At 64.8% G+C, this 17,686-nt stretch carries 13 protein-coding genes; 1 reads left to right on the forward strand and 12 read right to left on the reverse strand.

Going from position 1 to position 17,686, the window contains the following annotated elements:
• Positions 1 to 68: 68 nt before the first annotated feature.
• From BN2476_RS36655 to BN2476_RS46780, 9 genes are all read right to left on the reverse strand, one after another.
• Positions 69 to 2,303, reverse strand: coding sequence for a DEAD/DEAH box helicase (locus BN2476_RS36655; protein ID WP_087739087.1), 2,235 nt, complete (start codon positions 2,301 to 2,303; stop codon positions 69 to 71).
• Positions 2,275 to 3,585: an ATP-binding protein gene (locus tag BN2476_RS36660; protein ID WP_087739088.1), complete on the reverse strand. Its 1,311-nt coding sequence runs from the start codon at positions 3,583 to 3,585 to the stop codon at positions 2,275 to 2,277. The genes BN2476_RS36655 and BN2476_RS36660 overlap by 29 nt, the downstream gene beginning before the upstream one ends.
• A complete protein-coding gene (locus BN2476_RS36665; RefSeq protein WP_087739126.1) occupies positions 3,582 to 5,903 on the reverse strand; it encodes a tellurite resistance TerB family protein in 2,322 nt (773 codons plus the stop codon). The genes BN2476_RS36660 and BN2476_RS36665 overlap by 4 nt, the downstream gene beginning before the upstream one ends.
• Before the next feature lie 663 nt (positions 5,904 to 6,566).
• A complete protein-coding gene (gene rarD, locus BN2476_RS36670; protein WP_087739089.1) occupies positions 6,567 to 7,610 on the reverse strand; it encodes an EamA family transporter RarD in 1,044 nt (347 codons plus the stop codon).
• Positions 7,607 to 8,857: an aspartate aminotransferase family protein gene (locus tag BN2476_RS36675; RefSeq protein ID WP_235851118.1), complete on the reverse strand. Its 1,251-nt coding sequence runs from the start codon at positions 8,855 to 8,857 to the stop codon at positions 7,607 to 7,609. The genes rarD and BN2476_RS36675 overlap by 4 nt, the downstream gene beginning before the upstream one ends.
• On the reverse strand, positions 8,847 to 10,367 hold the full coding sequence (locus BN2476_RS36680; protein ID WP_087739091.1) for an iron-containing redox enzyme family protein: 1,521 nt from the start codon (positions 10,365 to 10,367) through the stop codon (positions 8,847 to 8,849). Before BN2476_RS36680 ends, BN2476_RS36675 begins: the two co-directional genes overlap by 11 nt.
• 8 nt (positions 10,368 to 10,375) lie before the next feature.
• The gene (locus BN2476_RS36685; RefSeq protein WP_087739092.1) at positions 10,376 to 11,371 is read right to left on the reverse strand and encodes an iron-containing redox enzyme family protein; all 996 of its coding nucleotides are present in this window, start codon (positions 11,369 to 11,371) and stop codon (positions 10,376 to 10,378) included.
• Positions 11,371 to 12,360, reverse strand: coding sequence for an iron-containing redox enzyme family protein (locus tag BN2476_RS36690; RefSeq protein ID WP_235851119.1), 990 nt, complete (start codon positions 12,358 to 12,360; stop codon positions 11,371 to 11,373). Before BN2476_RS36690 ends, BN2476_RS36685 begins: the two co-directional genes overlap by 1 nt.
• Before the next feature lie 47 nt (positions 12,361 to 12,407).
• Complete coding sequence (locus BN2476_RS46780) at positions 12,408 to 12,554, reverse strand: hypothetical protein (protein ID WP_160111824.1); 147 nt, start codon at positions 12,552 to 12,554, stop codon at positions 12,408 to 12,410.
• 756 nt (positions 12,555 to 13,310) lie between these two features.
• On the opposite strand from BN2476_RS46780, the gene BN2476_RS36695 reads away from it, so the two are divergent.
• Positions 13,311 to 14,717 (forward strand): aminotransferase-like domain-containing protein, encoded by a 1,407-nt coding sequence (locus BN2476_RS36695; RefSeq protein ID WP_087739093.1) that lies wholly within the window; start codon positions 13,311 to 13,313, stop codon positions 14,715 to 14,717.
• A 48-nt stretch (positions 14,718 to 14,765) separates the two neighbouring features.
• Here BN2476_RS36695 and BN2476_RS36700 read toward each other — a convergent pair whose 3' ends face one another.
• The 3 genes from BN2476_RS36700 to BN2476_RS36710 all read right to left on the reverse strand — a co-directional run bounded on the left by BN2476_RS36700 (position 14,766) and on the right by BN2476_RS36710 (position 17,686).
• Positions 14,766 to 15,479: a carbonic anhydrase gene (locus BN2476_RS36700; protein WP_087739094.1), complete on the reverse strand. Its 714-nt coding sequence runs from the start codon at positions 15,477 to 15,479 to the stop codon at positions 14,766 to 14,768.
• Positions 15,480 to 15,946: 467 nt separating this feature from the next.
• Positions 15,947 to 16,411: a Fur family transcriptional regulator gene (locus BN2476_RS36705; protein ID WP_087739095.1), complete on the reverse strand. Its 465-nt coding sequence runs from the start codon at positions 16,409 to 16,411 to the stop codon at positions 15,947 to 15,949.
• Positions 16,412 to 16,621: 210 nt separating this feature from the next.
• The gene (locus BN2476_RS36710; RefSeq protein ID WP_087739128.1) at positions 16,622 to 17,686 is read right to left on the reverse strand and encodes a lysylphosphatidylglycerol synthase domain-containing protein; all 1,065 of its coding nucleotides are present in this window, start codon (positions 17,684 to 17,686) and stop codon (positions 16,622 to 16,624) included.

The raw sequence follows: 17,686 nt of genomic DNA on the forward strand, positions 1-17,686 counted from the left end.
TCAAGATTCCTAACATTAAATTGCGGACGAGTCCATTCTTCAAACATTGAATCAACGCGTCGCAGCCCCTACGGCCACCCCGCCGCGAGCCGACTCGCCAACGCCTGCGCGCCCGGCATGTCGAGACGCAGCGATGCATACGCGCTGCGCTTCACATCGTCGGGCAAAGTCCAGTCCCATTTCTCGTTGTCGATGTTGCCGATCGCGCGCAATGCGTCGCGGGTCTGCGCGGGTGTCAGCGCCGCGATGCGTTGCAGCGCGTCCTTCACCGAATCCGCGCCCGATGTGCGCACGCTGACCGTCGGACCCTGGTTCCATGCGTCGAGCCCTTCGGCGCGCAACAGCACGACGAGTGCATCGTTGATCCAATCGCCGGACCATGTCGCGAGTATCGTGCTCCCGCCGTGCGTGAACACCGCGCGCGAGGCCAGTTCGTTCGACGCGAAAAAGCGCCGCGCCTCTTCGAGCAGCTCGCGGCCCGTCGCATCGACGAACACGACGGGCTGTCCATCGTTCAGCACGTTGAACATCTCGCGCCGCACTTCGTCGTGCACGAGCGAGCCGCCACCGTCGAACACGGGCGGCACGCCGCCCTGGTCCGGCTTCACGTAGACGGTCTTCTTGCCCGCGTCGACTTCCTGCACGCGCCAGCGCTGCCCGCCGAACACGATGCCCTGGCCCGCCGTCAACGGCCTCGATACAGGCAGCGAGCCCAGCACCTTCGCGCCGGCGATGATGCGGAACTCGTCGTCGGTCGTGAACGACGCGTAGAACTCGTAGTGATTGACGAGCCGCTCGCCCGCCACGCCGTGCAGCAGCAAGCCGCCCGCTTCCTGCACGAGCAGATCCTTCGCGCCGAGGCTGCGCAGGATGGCCGCGAACGTCGCCTTGTCGATCGCACCGAACGGGCCGCTCGCGACCAGCGTGTCCCACAGTTCGCTCGCCGTCGCGCCGCCGCGTTCGGCGACGATCGACAGCACCTGTTGCACGAGCGTCGACGGATGCATGCCACTCGCGCGCGGCGGCTCGAACCAGCCGCGCAGCAGCAGATTCACCATCGCCACCGACTGCACGAGGCTTTCGCGCAGCCGGTCCGACAGATCGGCGTCGCTGTGCAGCTCGGCCTCGACGCAATAGCAGCGCAGAATGGCCGCTTCGCCCTTGCGGCGGCCCGAGCGTCCGAGCCGCTGCCGCAAGCTCGCGACCGACGGCGGCGCCCCCACCTGCACGACGCTCTTCACTGCGCCGATGTCGATGCCCAGTTCGAGCGTCGTCGTACAGACGGCGCTCGCGGGCCGGTCGCCCGCCTTCAGCGCCTGCTCCGTCTGCTCGCGCAATTCCTTCGACAGGCTGCCGTGATGCGGCCAGAACTCGTTCGGGTAGCCGTCGCGTTCGCACGCGCGGCGCAACAGGTCGGCGTAAAGCTCGACCTGCCGGCGGCTGTTCGGAAAGATCAGATTGTTCGAGCCGCGCAGCGCCTTGTACATGTGATTCGCGACTTCGACGGTGCTGCCTGGCACGACGTCTTCGAGACCGGGATTCTCGATATCGGGCTCGAAGTGAACGCGCGGTGGCTTCTCGACATAGCCCTTGATCAGAATCTTCAATTCCTGGCCCGCGCTGCCCGATTCGATGATGTGCACGTTCTGCGCCGCTCGCGGCCGCAGAAATTCCGCGGCGAGGCGCATGTCGCCGAGCGTCGCCGACAGGCCGACGCGCGGCACGACGCGAGCGCACACGCGCTCGACACGCTGCATCAGCGACTGCAACTGCATGCCGCGCTCGGAGCCGATGAACGCATGCAGCTCATCGACGACGACGTAGCGCAGCGCGCCGAACGTCGCCGCCAGCGACGAGCCGCGCGTGACGAACATCGCTTCGAGCGATTCGGGCGTGATCAGCAGCACGCCCGCGGGCTTCTTCAGAAAGCGCTGCTTGCGGCCGGACGATACATCCCCATGCCAGCCGGTGACGGGAATCTCCAGCGCTTCGCACAGATCGTCGAGCCGCGACCACTGATCGTTGATCAGCGCCTTCAGCGGACTGATGTAGAGCACCGATCCGCTGCACGGCTCGTCGCGCAGCAGGTTCGAAAGAATCGGGAGAAACGCGGCTTCCGTCTTGCCCGCCGCCGTCGCCGCCGCGATGATCACGTCGCGATCGGCGTCGATCAGCGCGGGCACCGCGCGTTCCTGCGCGTCGCGCAACTCGGTCCAGCCTTCGCGCCAGATCCAGCGACGAATGCGCTCGTCGAGCAGATCGAAGCTGCGCGAATCAGTTGAGCCGGAAGCTGGCGAGCTCATCGTCGCTGTCGGGCGCGGCGTCGTTGACGATGTCGGCCGCGCCGCCCGTGTCGCGCTCGATTTCGAGCCCGCCGATCAGTTCGCGCCAATCCGCCGACGGGTTCTGCTCCAGCACGGCGAGAAAATTGATGAACGCGGTGATCGTCGTGCGCGGCGTGCGGAAGTACGCTTCGCCCAGACGCGTCGCGCAATGCGCCATGAACGCGGGAATCGCTTCCTCGGGCACGAGCGCCTTGCTCGCGTCACCGAATGCGTACACGAGGCGCAGCTTGTCGAGCAGCACGTAGAAATCTTCCGGCGTGAGCGCGGCGAGGCGGATCACGGGGCCGCTGTAGTCGACGAGTCCGTTCGTTGCGAACGCGTTTTCCGCGAGGCGCGATTGCAAGGCGGCGTAGCTGTACAGGCCGCGGCGCGTGTCGAGCAAAAACTCCGGCGTCCCGCCGAGCACGAAGCCGAGGCCCTCCGCCGTGCCTTGCAGCGAATCGTTCAGGATGCGCAGCAGCTGTTCGTAGTTCGCGTTGCGCGCCTGGAGATTCGCGAGCTTGTACAGGTTCACCATTTCGTCGAGGCACACCACCAGGCCGCTGTAGCCCGCGAGCCGCACGAAACGGCCGAGCAGCTTCAGCTGGTCGTACATGTTCGCGTCGTCGACGATCGTGCGCACGCCGAGCGCCTGGCGCGCGTCGGTGCGCGTCGAGAACTCGCCGCGCAGCCAGCGCACGGCATCGCTCTTCAGCTTCTCGTTGCCTTCGTCGAAGCCGCGGCAATACGCGGCGATCACGTCGGCGAAATCATAGCCGTTGACCATCTCCGTCAACTGCGAGAGCTGCGCGCGGATCACTTCGTCGCTGGTACGGCCCGTCGCCTTCGCTTCCGTCTTCGCCTGGCCGATGAACTTCTCGACCACGCCGGAGAGCGCGCCGCCTTCGGGCTTCGTGCGCGTCGCCATGTTCTTCACGAGCTCCGCGTACAGCGAGCGCGCCTGGCCGCCCGACGCGTGCAGACGCCGGTCCGGGTTCAGATCGCCGTGAACCGTGACGAGCTTTTTTTCGAGCGCGATTGAGCGCACGAGGTTCAGGAAAAACGTCTTGCCCGCGCCATACTCGCCGACGACGATGCGAAACGCCGAGCCGCCGTCCGCGACGCGTTCGACATCCTTCAGCAGCGCTTCGAGTTCGCGAGCGCGGCCCACCTGGATCAGATGCTGCCCGATGCGCGGCACGACGCCGGCGCGCAGGGACTGCAGGACCGCATCGCGGTCCCTTGGGCGAATCGTTGTCATGCAGCCAACCTTTGTGCGACTTCCTGATTGATTTCGACGGGATCATCCCCGTCCGTGAGCGGCTCGTCCCACTGATCGAGCGACGCCTCGTTTACCTGTTCGATCGCGCCGTCCAGCATCAGTTCGAGATGCGACGCGGCGGCGGCGAGTTCGGCGCGCGTCCACGACGCGCGCGTCACGAGCAGGCGCAGGAAGGACGAGTGCGCATCGTCGAGGCCGAGGAGCTGGGCTTGTGTTTCATCGTCAGTCTGCGCTGCTTCAGACGTCGTTGCTTCAGACGTTTGCTGCACTTCAGGCGCGGACGTTGCAGGTTCGGCGAGCATTTCGTGTTCCTCGTCGCGGACGGTTGCCTTCGCGTTCGCTTCGACGGGCGCGGGCGGCTGCGCTTCCATCGCGTGGCTGTGCGCCGCACCGGCCGCTCCATGCGCCTCGTCGACGAATACGTCCGCCAGCATCGCCGACACGCGCACCGTTTCCTCCTTCAGCGCGGCGATGCGCGTCGCGTCGAGGGCGAAGGCCGGCTTTGGCGCGGCGTGCTTCTGCGTATCGGCGTGCTTGTGCGCCCTCGCGTTCGCGCTCGCGCCCGCCGCCGATGCCGGCGCGCCGCTCGCGTGCTGGTGCAAATCCGTATAAAGACGCTGCGGATCGATGCCGAGCATCCGGTACACCTTTTCCAGCAGCCTCACTTCGTCGCGCGACACGACGCCGTCCGCGTTCGCCGTATGCACCAGAAACGATGCGATCGTCGTCTTCACGTCCTGCGACAGCGGCTCCAGCTTTTTCTTGAGCCCGGCAGCGGCCGTCGGTTGCGCAAGTTGCACGAGATTACGCGCTTTCAGCCGCGCGCGCTGCTGCGCTGACAGATGCGGCCACTGCTCGATCTGCCACTCGATCACGGCCGTCTCGCGCTGAGTCGCATCGCCGTCCGCGCGTGCCACCGTCGCGGCCAGATCGACGATGATCGTCGCGACGTCGTACGCGTCGTCGGTATGCAACGGGGTCGCATCAGGCTCGATCGCGAACAGCGCGACGGCATCCGTCGGCTTCGGCGTGCGCGCGCCCAGGCGCACGTCGGGTTCGACGGCGATCCCCGCCTCCGCCAGCGCCGTGATGAACACGACGGCCTTGTCGCGCGTCATCTTGCCGCCCGATCTGAAGCGCGCGAGCACCGCGCCGAACGTGCTGACGACCGTGTCGTGTGCGACGTCGGCGGCGAGCGCGTCGATCGCATCGTGCGTCGCTCGCGGCCACATGTTCACGGGCAGCATCAGCGTCGCTTCGAGCGTGCCCTGCGCTTCCGGATAGCGACCGAGATAGCGGCTGTACGCGTCGAGCGCCGCAGCGCTCTCGTGCATCAGCAATTGCAGCTTGTTGCGCGTGCCGTTGACGGCCGCGATATCGGGCAGCCCGACCAGAAAACCCGGCACGGGCACGCTCTTCAGCGCGCGGAACGACGGTTGCGGCGACGCGTCCAGCTTCGTCCGGTTGGCGGGCAGGATCATGCCATCGCCGAAGCGCTCGCGATACTGACGCATGAACACGCGGTCGAATTCCTCGGGACAGCGCGCGACGGCCGTGCGCCGCACCATCATCGGATCGAGTTTCACCCACGCGAGCGCCCAGTCCGCCGGCAGCGGATGCTGGTCGAGCGCCGCCTGGCCGAACGCGACGCGCACGTTCAGCGGCACCTGATAGCCCGTCGCCAGCCCGTCCGGCGCGGGCTGCCGATACATCCGCGTATGACGCGACGCCATCAGCGACAGCGCATCGAGCAGGCCGCGCACATGCTTTTGCCATGCGTAGTTCGCGTCGAGATTCAGCAGGCGGCGCAATTCTTTCGCGATCGCGTTGAATTCGTCGCCGCTCACCTTGCCCGCCGCGCCGTCGACGAGCACGCGCCGTTCCAGCCCATACAGATAGAAGAACAGATAGCCGGTGTGGATATCCGATTTCCTGCGATCGGACGCGAGCCACTCGACGTATGTGCGGCGCTGCGCCGGTGTAAGCACACCGTAACTGAGCGCGGCGCTGCCGAGGCTCTCCGTCGGGTCCGCGTCCTCGCGAGCGAGATCGAAGCGCGCGTCGATCACGCATGCTTCGATCGAATCGGCGTGCGAGCGCTGCACGTCGCCCGTGTAGAAAAAGCCTCCCTCGACCGCGATGCCGCCGATCTCCACGCTTTCGCCGGGCGCGATCCAGCGTGCGGACGGCCGCACGCCGCCGGGCGCGGGCCGGATGCGGAAGGCGTCGGCCGGCGCGCCGGATTCGGTCATCGATGCCAACGGCTCGTCGTCGTATGAGCCGGGAGAACTTGTCATGAAATCGCCTGGCTCAGCGTGAGCCTTGTGATATGCGGATGAAAACTGCGACGCGAAACGCGACGCCAGAAACGCCGGCGGCGCGGTGGAAGACTCGAGCGGTTCGCGGGCACGGCTTGCAGGGGCACGGGGCGCGGCGCGCGACGTGTTGTTCGATGCAAGCCTGATTGGGAACCAACGATAGCCGGCCAAAAGCGCCAGCGCCAAAACGATCAGATGGAAGATCCGCGCGTGCCACCCGACGCAAGAACGCCAAGCCTGAACAGTACGCCAATGACGACAGCTGCGCCCCTCCCGATACTGCTTCGCCCGCGGCTCATTGTTCTCCCGTCCGCCGCCGGCAGCCGTCGCCGCCACGGTCGCGACCTGTTTTAACAGTTGATTATATTATCTTTTCCAGGATCGCTCAGACGCCGCTCAACGCCTGTTTGCGACGCGCGGCGCGGCGAGCGCATCACGAATTCATGCCCTCGACGACGAGCATCCGATGACAACGGCATGAGTGCGGCAGCGCACGACAAGCTCATACCCAATTCGCATATTTCCGGGGTTTGTTTCGCGAACTGGAGTAGACTGGCGCTGTGTTGACCGCGCCGTTCACGCGGACAGTTCCGATACCGCCGAGTCCAGTTTTGCGCCGCATCCGGCGGCCCGCTAACTCGGTCATGCGTCGGACTTTTCACACCGTCTCTCAGGTTCTGGACGGCCCTCGGAATGCCAGAACCTATTCACGCCAGCGGAAGCTGGCGTCTTTTTGTGCGCAGCGAGAAAGGACACGTTCTGCGCCGCCGTCCCTGCCCCCTGGTCGGCCTCCGCCGACGCGACGGGACGCCGCCGCACCGTCGCATATGTTGCCAGCGCGAGCCCGCACCAGATCAGCCCGTAGCCCGTGAGATCAACGGTCGTCAGCCGTTCGTGGAAAACCGTGAGCGCGAGGATGAAGGTCACAGTCGGCGTCACGTATTGCATCACGGCCGACTCGGTCAGCGAGACGAGCGGCATCGCGTACGCGTAAAGCGCGAGCGGCACGACCGTCAGCGGGCCCGCGAGCATCATCAGCACCGCCGCGCCCGCGCCCAACGACGTGAAGGCGAGCGCATGACTCGACGACAAAAACGCAAAGTAGCCGAGCGCGAACGGCATCATCACGACGGTCTCGCGCCAGGTGCTGACGATCGCGTTCTTCGTCGGCCACACCTTTCGGACCAGACCGAGCAGCGAGAACGTCACGGTGAGCATCACGGCGAACACGGGAACGCCGCCGTGCGCGTAGCACTGCACGACCGTGCCGGCCAGTCCGAGCGCAAGTGCTGCCGCTTTCAGACCGTTAAGCCTCTCGTTGAGAAATACAATGCCCAGCGCTGCCGATAGCAGCGGGTTGAGGAAATAGCCGAGACTCGCCTGCAACGCATTGCCCGTCACCGACGCGAGGATATACACGACCCAGTTCGCCGACAGCAGCACGGCGGGCAACAGCGCGAGTGCGAACGAGCGCCAGCCGCCCATCTGCCGCCTCAACGCGGGCCTGAGCCCGATCGCCACCGACAGCATCGCGAACGACCAGAACACGCGATGCGCGAGCATCTCCGGCGCGCTCACTTCCTTCAGATGCCAGTAGTACAGCGGCATCAGCCCCCACCAGCACAGCGCCACGAGCAGCGCGGCATAGCCGGTGCCTTCTTTCTGTTTCTGATCGTGTGCGTTCATTCCTGTAGCGCCTCTTCGAGTCGGTCCATCAGACATTCCACTTCGTCCACGCCGAAAATCAGCGGCGGCGACAGGCGCAGCGAATCCGGTGAAGCGGAATTCGGCATCGCCAGCACGCCGGCGTCGATCAGCCCCAGCCACACATCGGCCATGTTGATGTCGCACTGCGCGGCGGGCGTGAGACTCAGCGCGAGTCCCTTGCCGTGCAGCGTCAGACGCCCGCCGAAGCGATCGACGATGCGTCGCTCGATCAGCGCGCCCATCGCTGCCGCGTTATCGACGAGCCGTCCGCTTTCGACGAGATCGAGCACAATCAGCCCGCACTGCATTGCAAGCCGGTTGCCGCCGAACGTCGAGCCCTGCACTTTCGCCTTGCCGGGTGCGCCGAACACGGCGTCGAAGTCGCCGTCGTTCATCAGCACGGCGGACAGCGGCACGAGCCCGCCCGTCAGTCCCTTCGATACGACGATCATGTCGGGCGCTTTCGACGCATCGCTCATGCCGATCGCGTCGATGCCGAACCAGGCGCCCGCGCGCCCCAGCCCGCAGTACACCTCGTCGGCGATCAGCTTCGTTCCCGTCGAACGGCACAGCGCGGCGAGCCGCGCCGATGTTTCCGCCGTCCAGTGCTGCGCCGCCGACGAGCCCGCCACCGGCTCGAACACGACGGCCGCGATCTTGCGGCTCGCCAGCATGTCTTCGAGTGCGGCGAAGTTGCCGGCGTCGACGTGATGCACGTTGCCCGGCTTCCAGGGCAATGCCTCCGTCCAGAACGGATTGCCCGTCATGAAAGACGCGAACATCGACAGCCCATGGAACGAATCGCGAAACGCGACGACGTCGCTGCGGCCCGTGCTCGTCATCGCGAACTTCACGGCGCTTTCCACGGCTTCGGCGCCCGTGGTCGCGAAGAACACTTTCTGAAAGCGCCGGCCGCTCAGCGCGAGCAGCCTGTCGGCGAGCGCGAGTTGAGATTCGGCGCATTCGAAAGGAAACACGTTCACCGACGTGCGCTGCAACGCATCGGTGAAACGCGCGCCCAGCGTCGCATGCGCGTGACCCAGGTTCGCGGCGCCGAAGCCCGCAAGACAATCGAGCAGCACACGTCCGTCGGCCGTTTCGATGTAGCAGCCGTCGCCACGCGCGCCTGTCATGTCGAGGTCCAGTTCGTCGAGAAACGTCTCCCAGTACGGATTGACGGAAGCGAAGCGCGACGGCGCGCCGCCCGACTCGCAATCAGACTTCAAGCGACCTCCTGCCTTCGTGGAGCCCATGAAACTGGAGTTGCGTCTGACCGCCATAGAAGTACGCGACCGATTCCAGTTGCCGCATGTTCACTTCGAGCATGAATAGCGCCGCTTCGAGGCTGTAGCGCTGCTCGACCGCCGTCACGTGCGGAACGTCGGCGAGGAAGAGCCGCGACAGGCTCGGATGATTCAGTTCGTCGTTCGTCTCGCCATGCTTCGCGGCGATGTCGCCCGCGTGCAGCGCGTTTTCGACGAGCGCGGCGATGTGCGCGTGAACGGGGCTGTGCTGGTCGCGCAAGCCTTCCGTGACCATGATCGACGCGAAGAACGCCGTGGGCATCCGATGCGCGAGCACCGTGTACGCATCGATATAAAGCGCCGTCAGCGGCAGCGGCACCGATGCGCGCACATCGGTTTCGTTCATGCCGAGCGCGACGCAGGTGGCAAGCTCGAACGCTTCGTGGCCGTACTCTTCCTGAAAGTACTGAAAAAGCCGCGCGCGCAGATTGCGTTGCACACGCTTCGACAGCAGCTGCCCGAGTATCTCGACGAAACGGTCCGTCACGTGATACTGCTCGACGTACAGGCCCTTCACGAGCGGCGTGATCTCGCTGCACGCGAGCGCCGCCGACGCATACGCATTGCTGCCCAGTTGATCGAGCGCCTTGATCAGCAGACGCTCCGCGCGTGCCGCAAGCGTGAGACCACTGCATGCGTCGTCGAAGCGCGCGGTATCGACGGACGTCATGCGCCTGCCGACGCGCAACGGCGCAAGCTCGACGAAATGCGCGAACGACAGCAGGTACATTTCGAGGTCGATGGGATCGAGCGAAGCGACGCTGCGGAAGCTCTCCAGCGCGGCGTCTTTCTTGCCGTGCGATCGGGCCGTCGCGTGTGCGGGAAACCAGCAGGCGTGCCGGAACACTTCTGCGAGCACGCGCTGCCACGCGATCAGGAGTTCGGGCGCGTTTCGGCGCGCGTACGCAAGCTGGAAATGGAGGGCTTGCAACGCGAAGTTATCCGCAAACGGGCCGGCTGATTTGCGCGAGAACGGAAACACACCCGACCGCGCGTCGCGTTCGTTGTCATCGTCAGCGAGCATCTCGTGGACGACGGCGAGCGTGTCCTTGTACATCGCAAGCCGCCGCTCGACGACGGCGGCCAGATGCTGCCCGACTTCCGCGCACATCGCGATCGCGCGTTCGGCGCCCGACGTCACGCTGTCGATGCCCGAGTCGGTCTCTTCGATCAGCGACAGCGCGTCGAGCTGTACCGTCAGCGCGCGAACCCATGCGGGGCACGCGCGGCGATTGAGCTTCGTCCAGATCTCGGACGAAGGCCGCATCAATTGCGCGACGACGTCGGCCACCTCGTCGCGCGCGACGCCTTCGAACGACAGATCGACGGCATCGTCGCCGACGCCGATCGTCAATACGTCGTCGCCGCCCGAAGCGACCTCGCACGGCACCAGCGCCGGCCGTCTGTATCGATCGATATCCCAGCGTTCCATGGCTGTGCTCAGGCAAAGATGCGCGGTTTCACGACGGGCTGCCTGCCGTAGTAATCGAGAATCTGGTTCTCTTGCAGCACCATCGTTTCGATCGCGAGCATCACGTGCTTTTTCACGGTCAGTTGCTCTTCCGGCGACACGGCGTCGATCTCGGCGAGCAGCGTGAGCGAGATGTCGTCGTGATCGAATTCGTCGTTGATCGACGCGTGACGGGCGATCGGGCGCCAGAAGCCCTCCGGGATGCCAGTCTCGCGGCAATAGTCGGCCAGTTCGACATGAAAGCTCACGCCTGGCTGCTCGAACAGGAAAAGCAGCGCCTTGAAGCTCAACGGATGCTGGCGCGCGTACACGCCGAGCGATGCGCACAGCGCAAATGTTGCGGGCAGCGGCACCAGATAGTCGAGGTTGTCGGTCCGAATGGACACGGCGTGCAGCGACTGGCGCAGCATCTCATCGTGGTTCAGCTCCGACGCGAGAAAGCCTTGCAGCAGCTTCTGCACCTTCACGGGTTCGGCGTGGCCGAGCGCCGGCGCGATCAGGCCCGGCGCCTCGCGCACGATGTAGAAGTATTCGAGCGCATAGCCGATCAACGCGCCGCGCGGCAGCGTCCTGTCGCGCAGACCCTGATAGAACCGCGACTTCGAATTGCGCTCGATCGTTTCGGCAGCGAACTTCCTGAGCCGGTGATAGAACTCCTCGCCCGACAGGCACCCTCGCGGCACGGGAAAAGCGCTTTCCGTGAGCAGCCCGAGCCGGTCAAATTCTTCGATCAGCCCGTCGATCTCGGGCGCGAGGTCGGCATGCCGGTGCTTCAGTTCGGCGATCGTCAAGTCGCCCTGCTTCAGCGAATCGGCGAATGCCTGCAACAAGCCCAGCTTGTCCGCGACGACGGAGCACGACTGCTCGCGATAGTCGATCGTCAGGCCGTTGTGTTCCAGAACCAGTTGCACGCCCGGACGAAAACGCGGCGCTGAAAAGAGATCCGATGCGGTCGTGGCCTGCATTACGCCTCCTCGTCGACGTCGAGCGTGCGCAACAGCGCCGTGGACGTCGAGTAGTGTTCCCAGATGCCCGTATAGAACTGGTCGTACAGCTCGACGAACAGATGCGTCTGCGCGCGCATTCGCCGCACGTCCGTTTCCGCGATGGCGGGAATGCGCGAGAAGATCTTGCGCGTGAGGCTGCCATGGCCGCCGTGCAGATTGATATCGGAATGCGTCTTTACCGGCCTGAGCAACGCGGGATCGACGCCGATCCGGTACGCGGCATCGAGAAACGAATCCTGCTTGATGTCCTTCCCTTCGAGAACGCCGAGCGTCGAAAAGAAGAAGAGCGGATCACTGTGCGCCCAATACGCGAGCGCATTGCACAGCGCCATGGTCTGCGGCAGCGGCACGGTGCGCGCGAGGTCTTCGCGCGTAACGCCGAGCGTGTTCAGCGCCTTGAGCAGCAGTTCGTCGTGACCGTACTCTTCCGCGTAAAACTCGTTCATCGCGAGGCGCACACCTGTATTCGCGACGTACGAAAGAACGGGCGCGTCGAAATAGCTTTCGCGGAACAGGAAATGGTAGTTCTCGACGATCATCCCGTGGATCACGTTGAGCGGTATATCGTCGCGCGTGTTCGCCGATGCGCACTTCTCCCAGAACACATTCGTGTAGAGCGTGCGGTACAGCAGTTCGTTGGCGAGATCTTCGAGTTCGAGCAGCACGTCGAGGCCGCTTCGGGCGTGCGCGGGCTTCACCGGGCGCACCAGTTGCAGTTCCTTAAGACGGTCGAATACTTTCTGTTCATACGGCGAGTAGTGCGCCAGCACCTCGTCGGTCTTGATGCCGGAGCGCAACGCGCTGATCAATGGCGCTGCGTCTTCGCCGTCGGCGGACGCCGGAAATTCATACTGGTGCTCGTCGTCTTCGATGACGAGCGAAGGCGACGTGCTGAGACACTTTCCCGCCAGCACGAACGCGCGTGGTTCAAAGATGTCGTCGATCACGACAGCCTCCGTTCGTGGCCGGCACGCGAAGGTGCCGGCCCCGCTCATTACAGATGGACGGGAATCAGCACGGGGCGGGCTTTGCGCGGCTTGACCACGACAGTCACCTTCCTGTCGTCCTGTCGGTCCGTTTGCGACTGTGTCTGGGACTGCTGTTGCGGCTGAACCTGTTGAACCTGCGTTTGCGTCGTCATTTCAATCTCCTTCGGTTAGCGGTTTAAGTCTGCACTACTTAACAAGCTGCCCACTCGAAGTGGTCAGTTCTTCGCACCCGGAGCCAGAAACCCGGAGCCATTTCGCGGGCAGCACCGCCCCGCCGTGGCGGCAAGACGATGAGCGCAACAGGCTTATACATGTAGCCCCGTTCTCCGTCGTGGATCCCGACACCAGCGGCTTCTTCGTGTCCGTTCAGGTTCAGTCAGACGTATGTGTGTTTATCAGTCCGATGCCATAGGTCGCAGCAAAGCGATTGCGGCAAAACGCGCTGTGATCGAATGCGTGCCCGAGTGTCGGACTGTGGCCGCAGACTGAACGCTCGACACGCAAAACGGGCGCTCCCGCAATGGGGAGCGCGCTCAAAGGTCGATTTCAGACTGGTCGGTCCGGTCGGAGTCTCGCTAGCGGCCGCCGTTCGATGGTTTCTCTCAGGTTCGGTTCTCTCAGGTTCTGCTGGGCCATGTCGTTTCGCACGGCCTCGGAAGTTCTTTCGATACAGTTCTGCTTTTACACGATCACTCAAAGTGTTCGGCCATCTTCACCGGCGTTTGACGGATGCGCCAAATACTAAGCAAACTATTGATTTAAAGACTTTTTCAGCCAACAATCTCGGCGAAGAATTCTGTTCGTCGGACCTATTGTTCCGGTAAACTTCGACGACTGGAATGAACACTTTCGATCAATTTGCGCGAAGTGTTCGGTTAACTTGCGCGAACACTTTGAACGGGAGGCGAATGAAAATTACCCTCGACGTCGCAACTTCCACCCCGCTGACGGAGCAGATCGTCGGGCAGGTCGAGGCGTTGATCCTGTCGCGCGAGTTGCGGGTCGGCATGCGTCTGCCGTCCATCCGCAAGTTCGCGGCCGAGCACAACATCAGCCGCTTTCCCGTCATCGAGGCCTACGACCGGCTCGCCACGCGCGGCCTGCTCCAGCCGAAGCACGGCTCCGGCTACTATGTGGCCGAGCAGTTCGAAAAAGCGCCGCGCGCCACGCGTGGGCTCGACGCGATCCGCGCGACGCCCGAATCCGACCAGATCCTGCGCCAGTTCGAACGGCCCGACGAAGTGCTGAATCTGTCGATCGGCTTTATCCCCGAAGCGTGGCGCGATGTCGAAGGAATCGCGCAAGCGATTCGCCAGGCGTCGCGCACGGACGCCCGCAGCCTGATCGATTACGCGATTCCGCAGGGCGATCCGCAATTGCGTCTGCAGATCGAACAGCGGCTGGCGTTTGTCGGCGTGGCGGCGGAGCCGCAGAACATCATGGTGACGAACAGCGCGAGCGAGGCGCTCGATCTCGTCGTACGGATGCTGCTCAAGCCCGGCGACACCGTGTTCGTCGAAGATCCCGGCTACTTCAACCTGTTCGGCCTGCTCAAGCTGCAAGGCATCGAGCTGGTCGGCGTGCCGCGCCTGTCGACGGGCCCGGATATCGAAGCTGTCGAAGCGCTGCTGATAGAGCACCGGCCCAAGCTCTTTTTCCTCAACACCGTCTTTCACAATCCAACGGGCACGAACGTCGCGCCGCATGTCGGCTTCAGGCTGCTGCAGCTCGCGCAGGAGCACGACTTCATGATCGTCGAAGACGATGTCTACGCGGATTTCCAGGCCATTCCGACGCAACGTCTCGCGTCGCTCGACCGGCTGACGCGTGTCGTGTACATCGGCGGATTTTCGAAGAGCCTGTCGTCATCGCTGAGGCTCGGCTACATCGCGGCCGAAGCGGGGCTCGTCAAGCATTTCGTCGAAGTGAAAGCGCTCACGAGCCTCGGCGGCACGCGTTTCAGCGAGCGCGTGGTGGCCGCGCTGCTCGAGCGTGGCACGTATCGCAAGCATCTGGAACGGCTGCGCCGGCGCGTGAACGGCGCGATCTCGACGGCGGTGGAGCTGCTCGCGAGCGTCGGCTGGCAGGTGTTCGACGAGCCTTGCGGCGGCACGCTCGTATGGGCGTGCGTGCCCGGCGTGCCGAATTCGGATGTGTTCGTCGCCGAGGCTGCCCGCTCAGGGATCACCGTGCAGCCCGGCAGCTACTACCGCCCGCACGGCGAGCCGACGCCATGGGTCCGTTTCAACACGGCGTATCTCGACAACGAGCGCGCGATGGGATTTCTGCGGCGCGCTGCGGCGCTGGGCGGATGAATGGATAGCAGAACGCCGCGGCGGCGGCAATGCGAAGGCCAGGCCGACTCAACTGCCCTGTTTCCGTGCAACCCGCTGGAGCCGCTCACGCGCTTCGCGTACGGTCTCGAACCGGTTGTCTTCGTCGTTGAATACGGTGATGCGCCCGTGCCCGATGTCGTACACCCAGCCCTGCACGTCGAGGCGCCGTTGCGCGAGCCGCCCCGCGACGGACGGATGCGTGCGCAGATGCATCAGTTGCAGCCGGATGTTCTCTTCGACTAGCGCCTGCACGAGCTGATCGCGGCCCACGTTGCGCGCCTGCACGACGCTGCGCGCCGTCTCCGCATTGCGCAGCCAGGCGTTGACGGTCGGCATGTCTTCCGCGGTCATCAGGGCCGTGCCCGCGAGGCCGCGCATCGCGCCGCAATCGCTGTGTCCGCACACGACGATCTGCCGCACGTTCAGCGCGAGCACCGCATATTCGACGACGGCCGACACGCCGCCCAGCATCTCGCCGTAAGCGGGGACAATATTCCCGATATTGCGGCACACGAACAGCTCGCCGGGATGCGTCTGCGTAATCATTTCCGGCGACACACGCGAATCGGCGCACGTGATGAACAGCGTATGCGGCGCCTGGCCTTGCGCGAGGCTCTCGAAGAGCGCCTGGGTGGCGGGAAACACCTGATCGCTGAACTGCTCGACCCCATCGAGCAGATGCAGCAGATCCGGGTTCGCCGGATCGCGAAGGCGATTCGTGTTGAGCAGATCGTCCGGCATGAAAATCGTCCCCCTTTCGCGGCGCGCCTCGATGATGATTGAAGGAGAGTGTACGACGGGTTGGCGTCAGCCGGCAGACAGAGGCGTACCGAGGCAGGCGGGGCAACGCGGCGGATCGCGATGCACGATGCTCGCGATGCGTGATGCCGCAGGGGATAAACGCAGCGTATAAAAAAAGCCCCGGCCGGACGTGATCGGAGCGGCGCGGGGCTCGACAAAAGCTCGCCTGTTCTCAAGAGGCACGTCGACCTTACCCGCATCAAAAAACTGGATCAATCGAAAAAAACCCCGGTCTCCGGGTGCCGGCGACCGGGGGAAGCTCTCTCGCGCGCGAAGGGACCACCGCGCACACGAGTCACTTTAGCGGTTCCCGCGCCAAGGATTAATCCGTCCCGTGAGAACAGTCCTTTCCCGCGCGCGCAAACGCGCGCCAGCGCAATGCGGGCTCATCGCCTGCCCTGCTTTTGCTACGTCCGCGTGCGAGGCGGATGCGCGCGCGCCGTGCACTCGGCGCAGACGCCCTGCAACGCCAGCGTCTTGCCGACGAAGCGCATCCCGAACTTCTTCGCGATCGCGTTGCGCCGGCGATCGAACGCCGGGTCCGAGAATTCCTCAACCCGGCCGCACACGACGCACACGAGATGATCGTGCGCCTTGCCCGTATTCAGTTCGTAGAGACTGTGGTGCTTGCCGAGCGGCACGCTCGCGACGAGTCCGGCATCGACCAGTTGGTTGAGCACGCGGTAGGTGGTCGACAGATTCATCCGCTCGCCGCTCGCCGAGATGCGCCGGTGAATCTCTTCCGCGCTGTAGTGGCCGTGCTCCGCATGCAGCAGATAGTCGAGCACGGCGGCCTGCGCGGCCGTGCCTGCGAGGCCGGCGCGCTTGAGTGCGTCGAGGGGAAGTAGCGGCGATGGGGAACGAGGCGGCATGCGCAGCCGTTCGGTATCGATTGGAAGGAGCCGGCTTTTAGCCTATGACATCGGCTCGCACATTTCCGGAACCTAGTTGATTGCGATTCGCGTTCGGAAGCGCGGGCGTTGCGCATGTGCCTGATCTGCTTGATCCTCTTGGTCCACCACGCGACGCAGCAAGCGCAACCCGCATCGTGCGAATTGCGTGCTGCGGATACCCAGAGTAAATCAGCGCGAAGAACGCTCGCGCTCGACGGTGTCGCGAGACCGCACGCGATGCTCGGCCGGTCTGAGCGATGGATTCTTGTGCCACGCGTCCTGGCGATTGCGGACGCGGTTGCGAACGAGTTCGACTGCCTGCCACGACGCGAGCGCGACACAGCCGAACACGACCTCGCGCATCCGCTTGATGAGCGCAAGCGAAAACGCCGTCTGCTCGTCGACGCCGAACATCCGCGCGAGCAGCACGACGACAGCCTCCTGCACGCCGAGCCCCGACGGCACGAAAAACGCCGCGTGCCGGGCGGCTTGCGTGAGCGCCTCGACGGCGATTGCGCCGCCGATCGAAACGGGATGCCCGAGCATCCAGAGCGCGAGATACACCTCGGACGCGCCCAGCACATACCCCGCGAACTGCCACAGAAACGCGCGCAGAAGCAGGCCGGGTTCGCGCAGCAACGCATCGATGGCGGCATCGAGCCGCGCGCCGCCCATGCGCTCGACGCCCCAATGCTCGCTCATCGGCAGACGCGCGGACCATCGCTCGATCGCGCGAAAGAGCCCGCCGCGCCGCAACAGCACGAACACGACGACGGGCAGCGGCAGCGACAGCACGAGCGCCGCGCCGACCGTCACAAGCATCGCGTCGTGCCCCGTCTGCGCGACGATCATCACGAGACCGATCGCCGCGAACACATACTGGACGGCCATCGTCACCAGCACCTCGACGATCACCGATGCGCCGACGACACTCGCGTCATCCGTCCGCCAGCGCGCGAGCCGCACGCCGACGAACTCGCCGCCGATGCTCGCCACCGGCAACAGCCGGCTGACCGCCTCGCGCACCGTCGCGACCCACCACAGATATGCGAGCGGCGCGCGCTTGCCGAGGAGCAGCCGCCATGCCTGCGCATCGAGCAGCAGCGGCAACGCATGCAACGGCACGAGCCACAACAGCGCAAAGCCCGCCGCCCCGATCGCGCGCAGCACATCGTCCATGCCGCCGTGCAGCGCCAGCGCGATCAGCACCGCGATGCCCGCGGGCAACCCCAACCATTTAAGCCACTTCATCAC

It is taken from the genome of Paraburkholderia piptadeniae (assembly GCF_900007165.1).
In the GTDB taxonomy this organism is placed as follows: Bacteria; Pseudomonadota; Gammaproteobacteria; order Burkholderiales; family Burkholderiaceae; genus Paraburkholderia; species Paraburkholderia piptadeniae.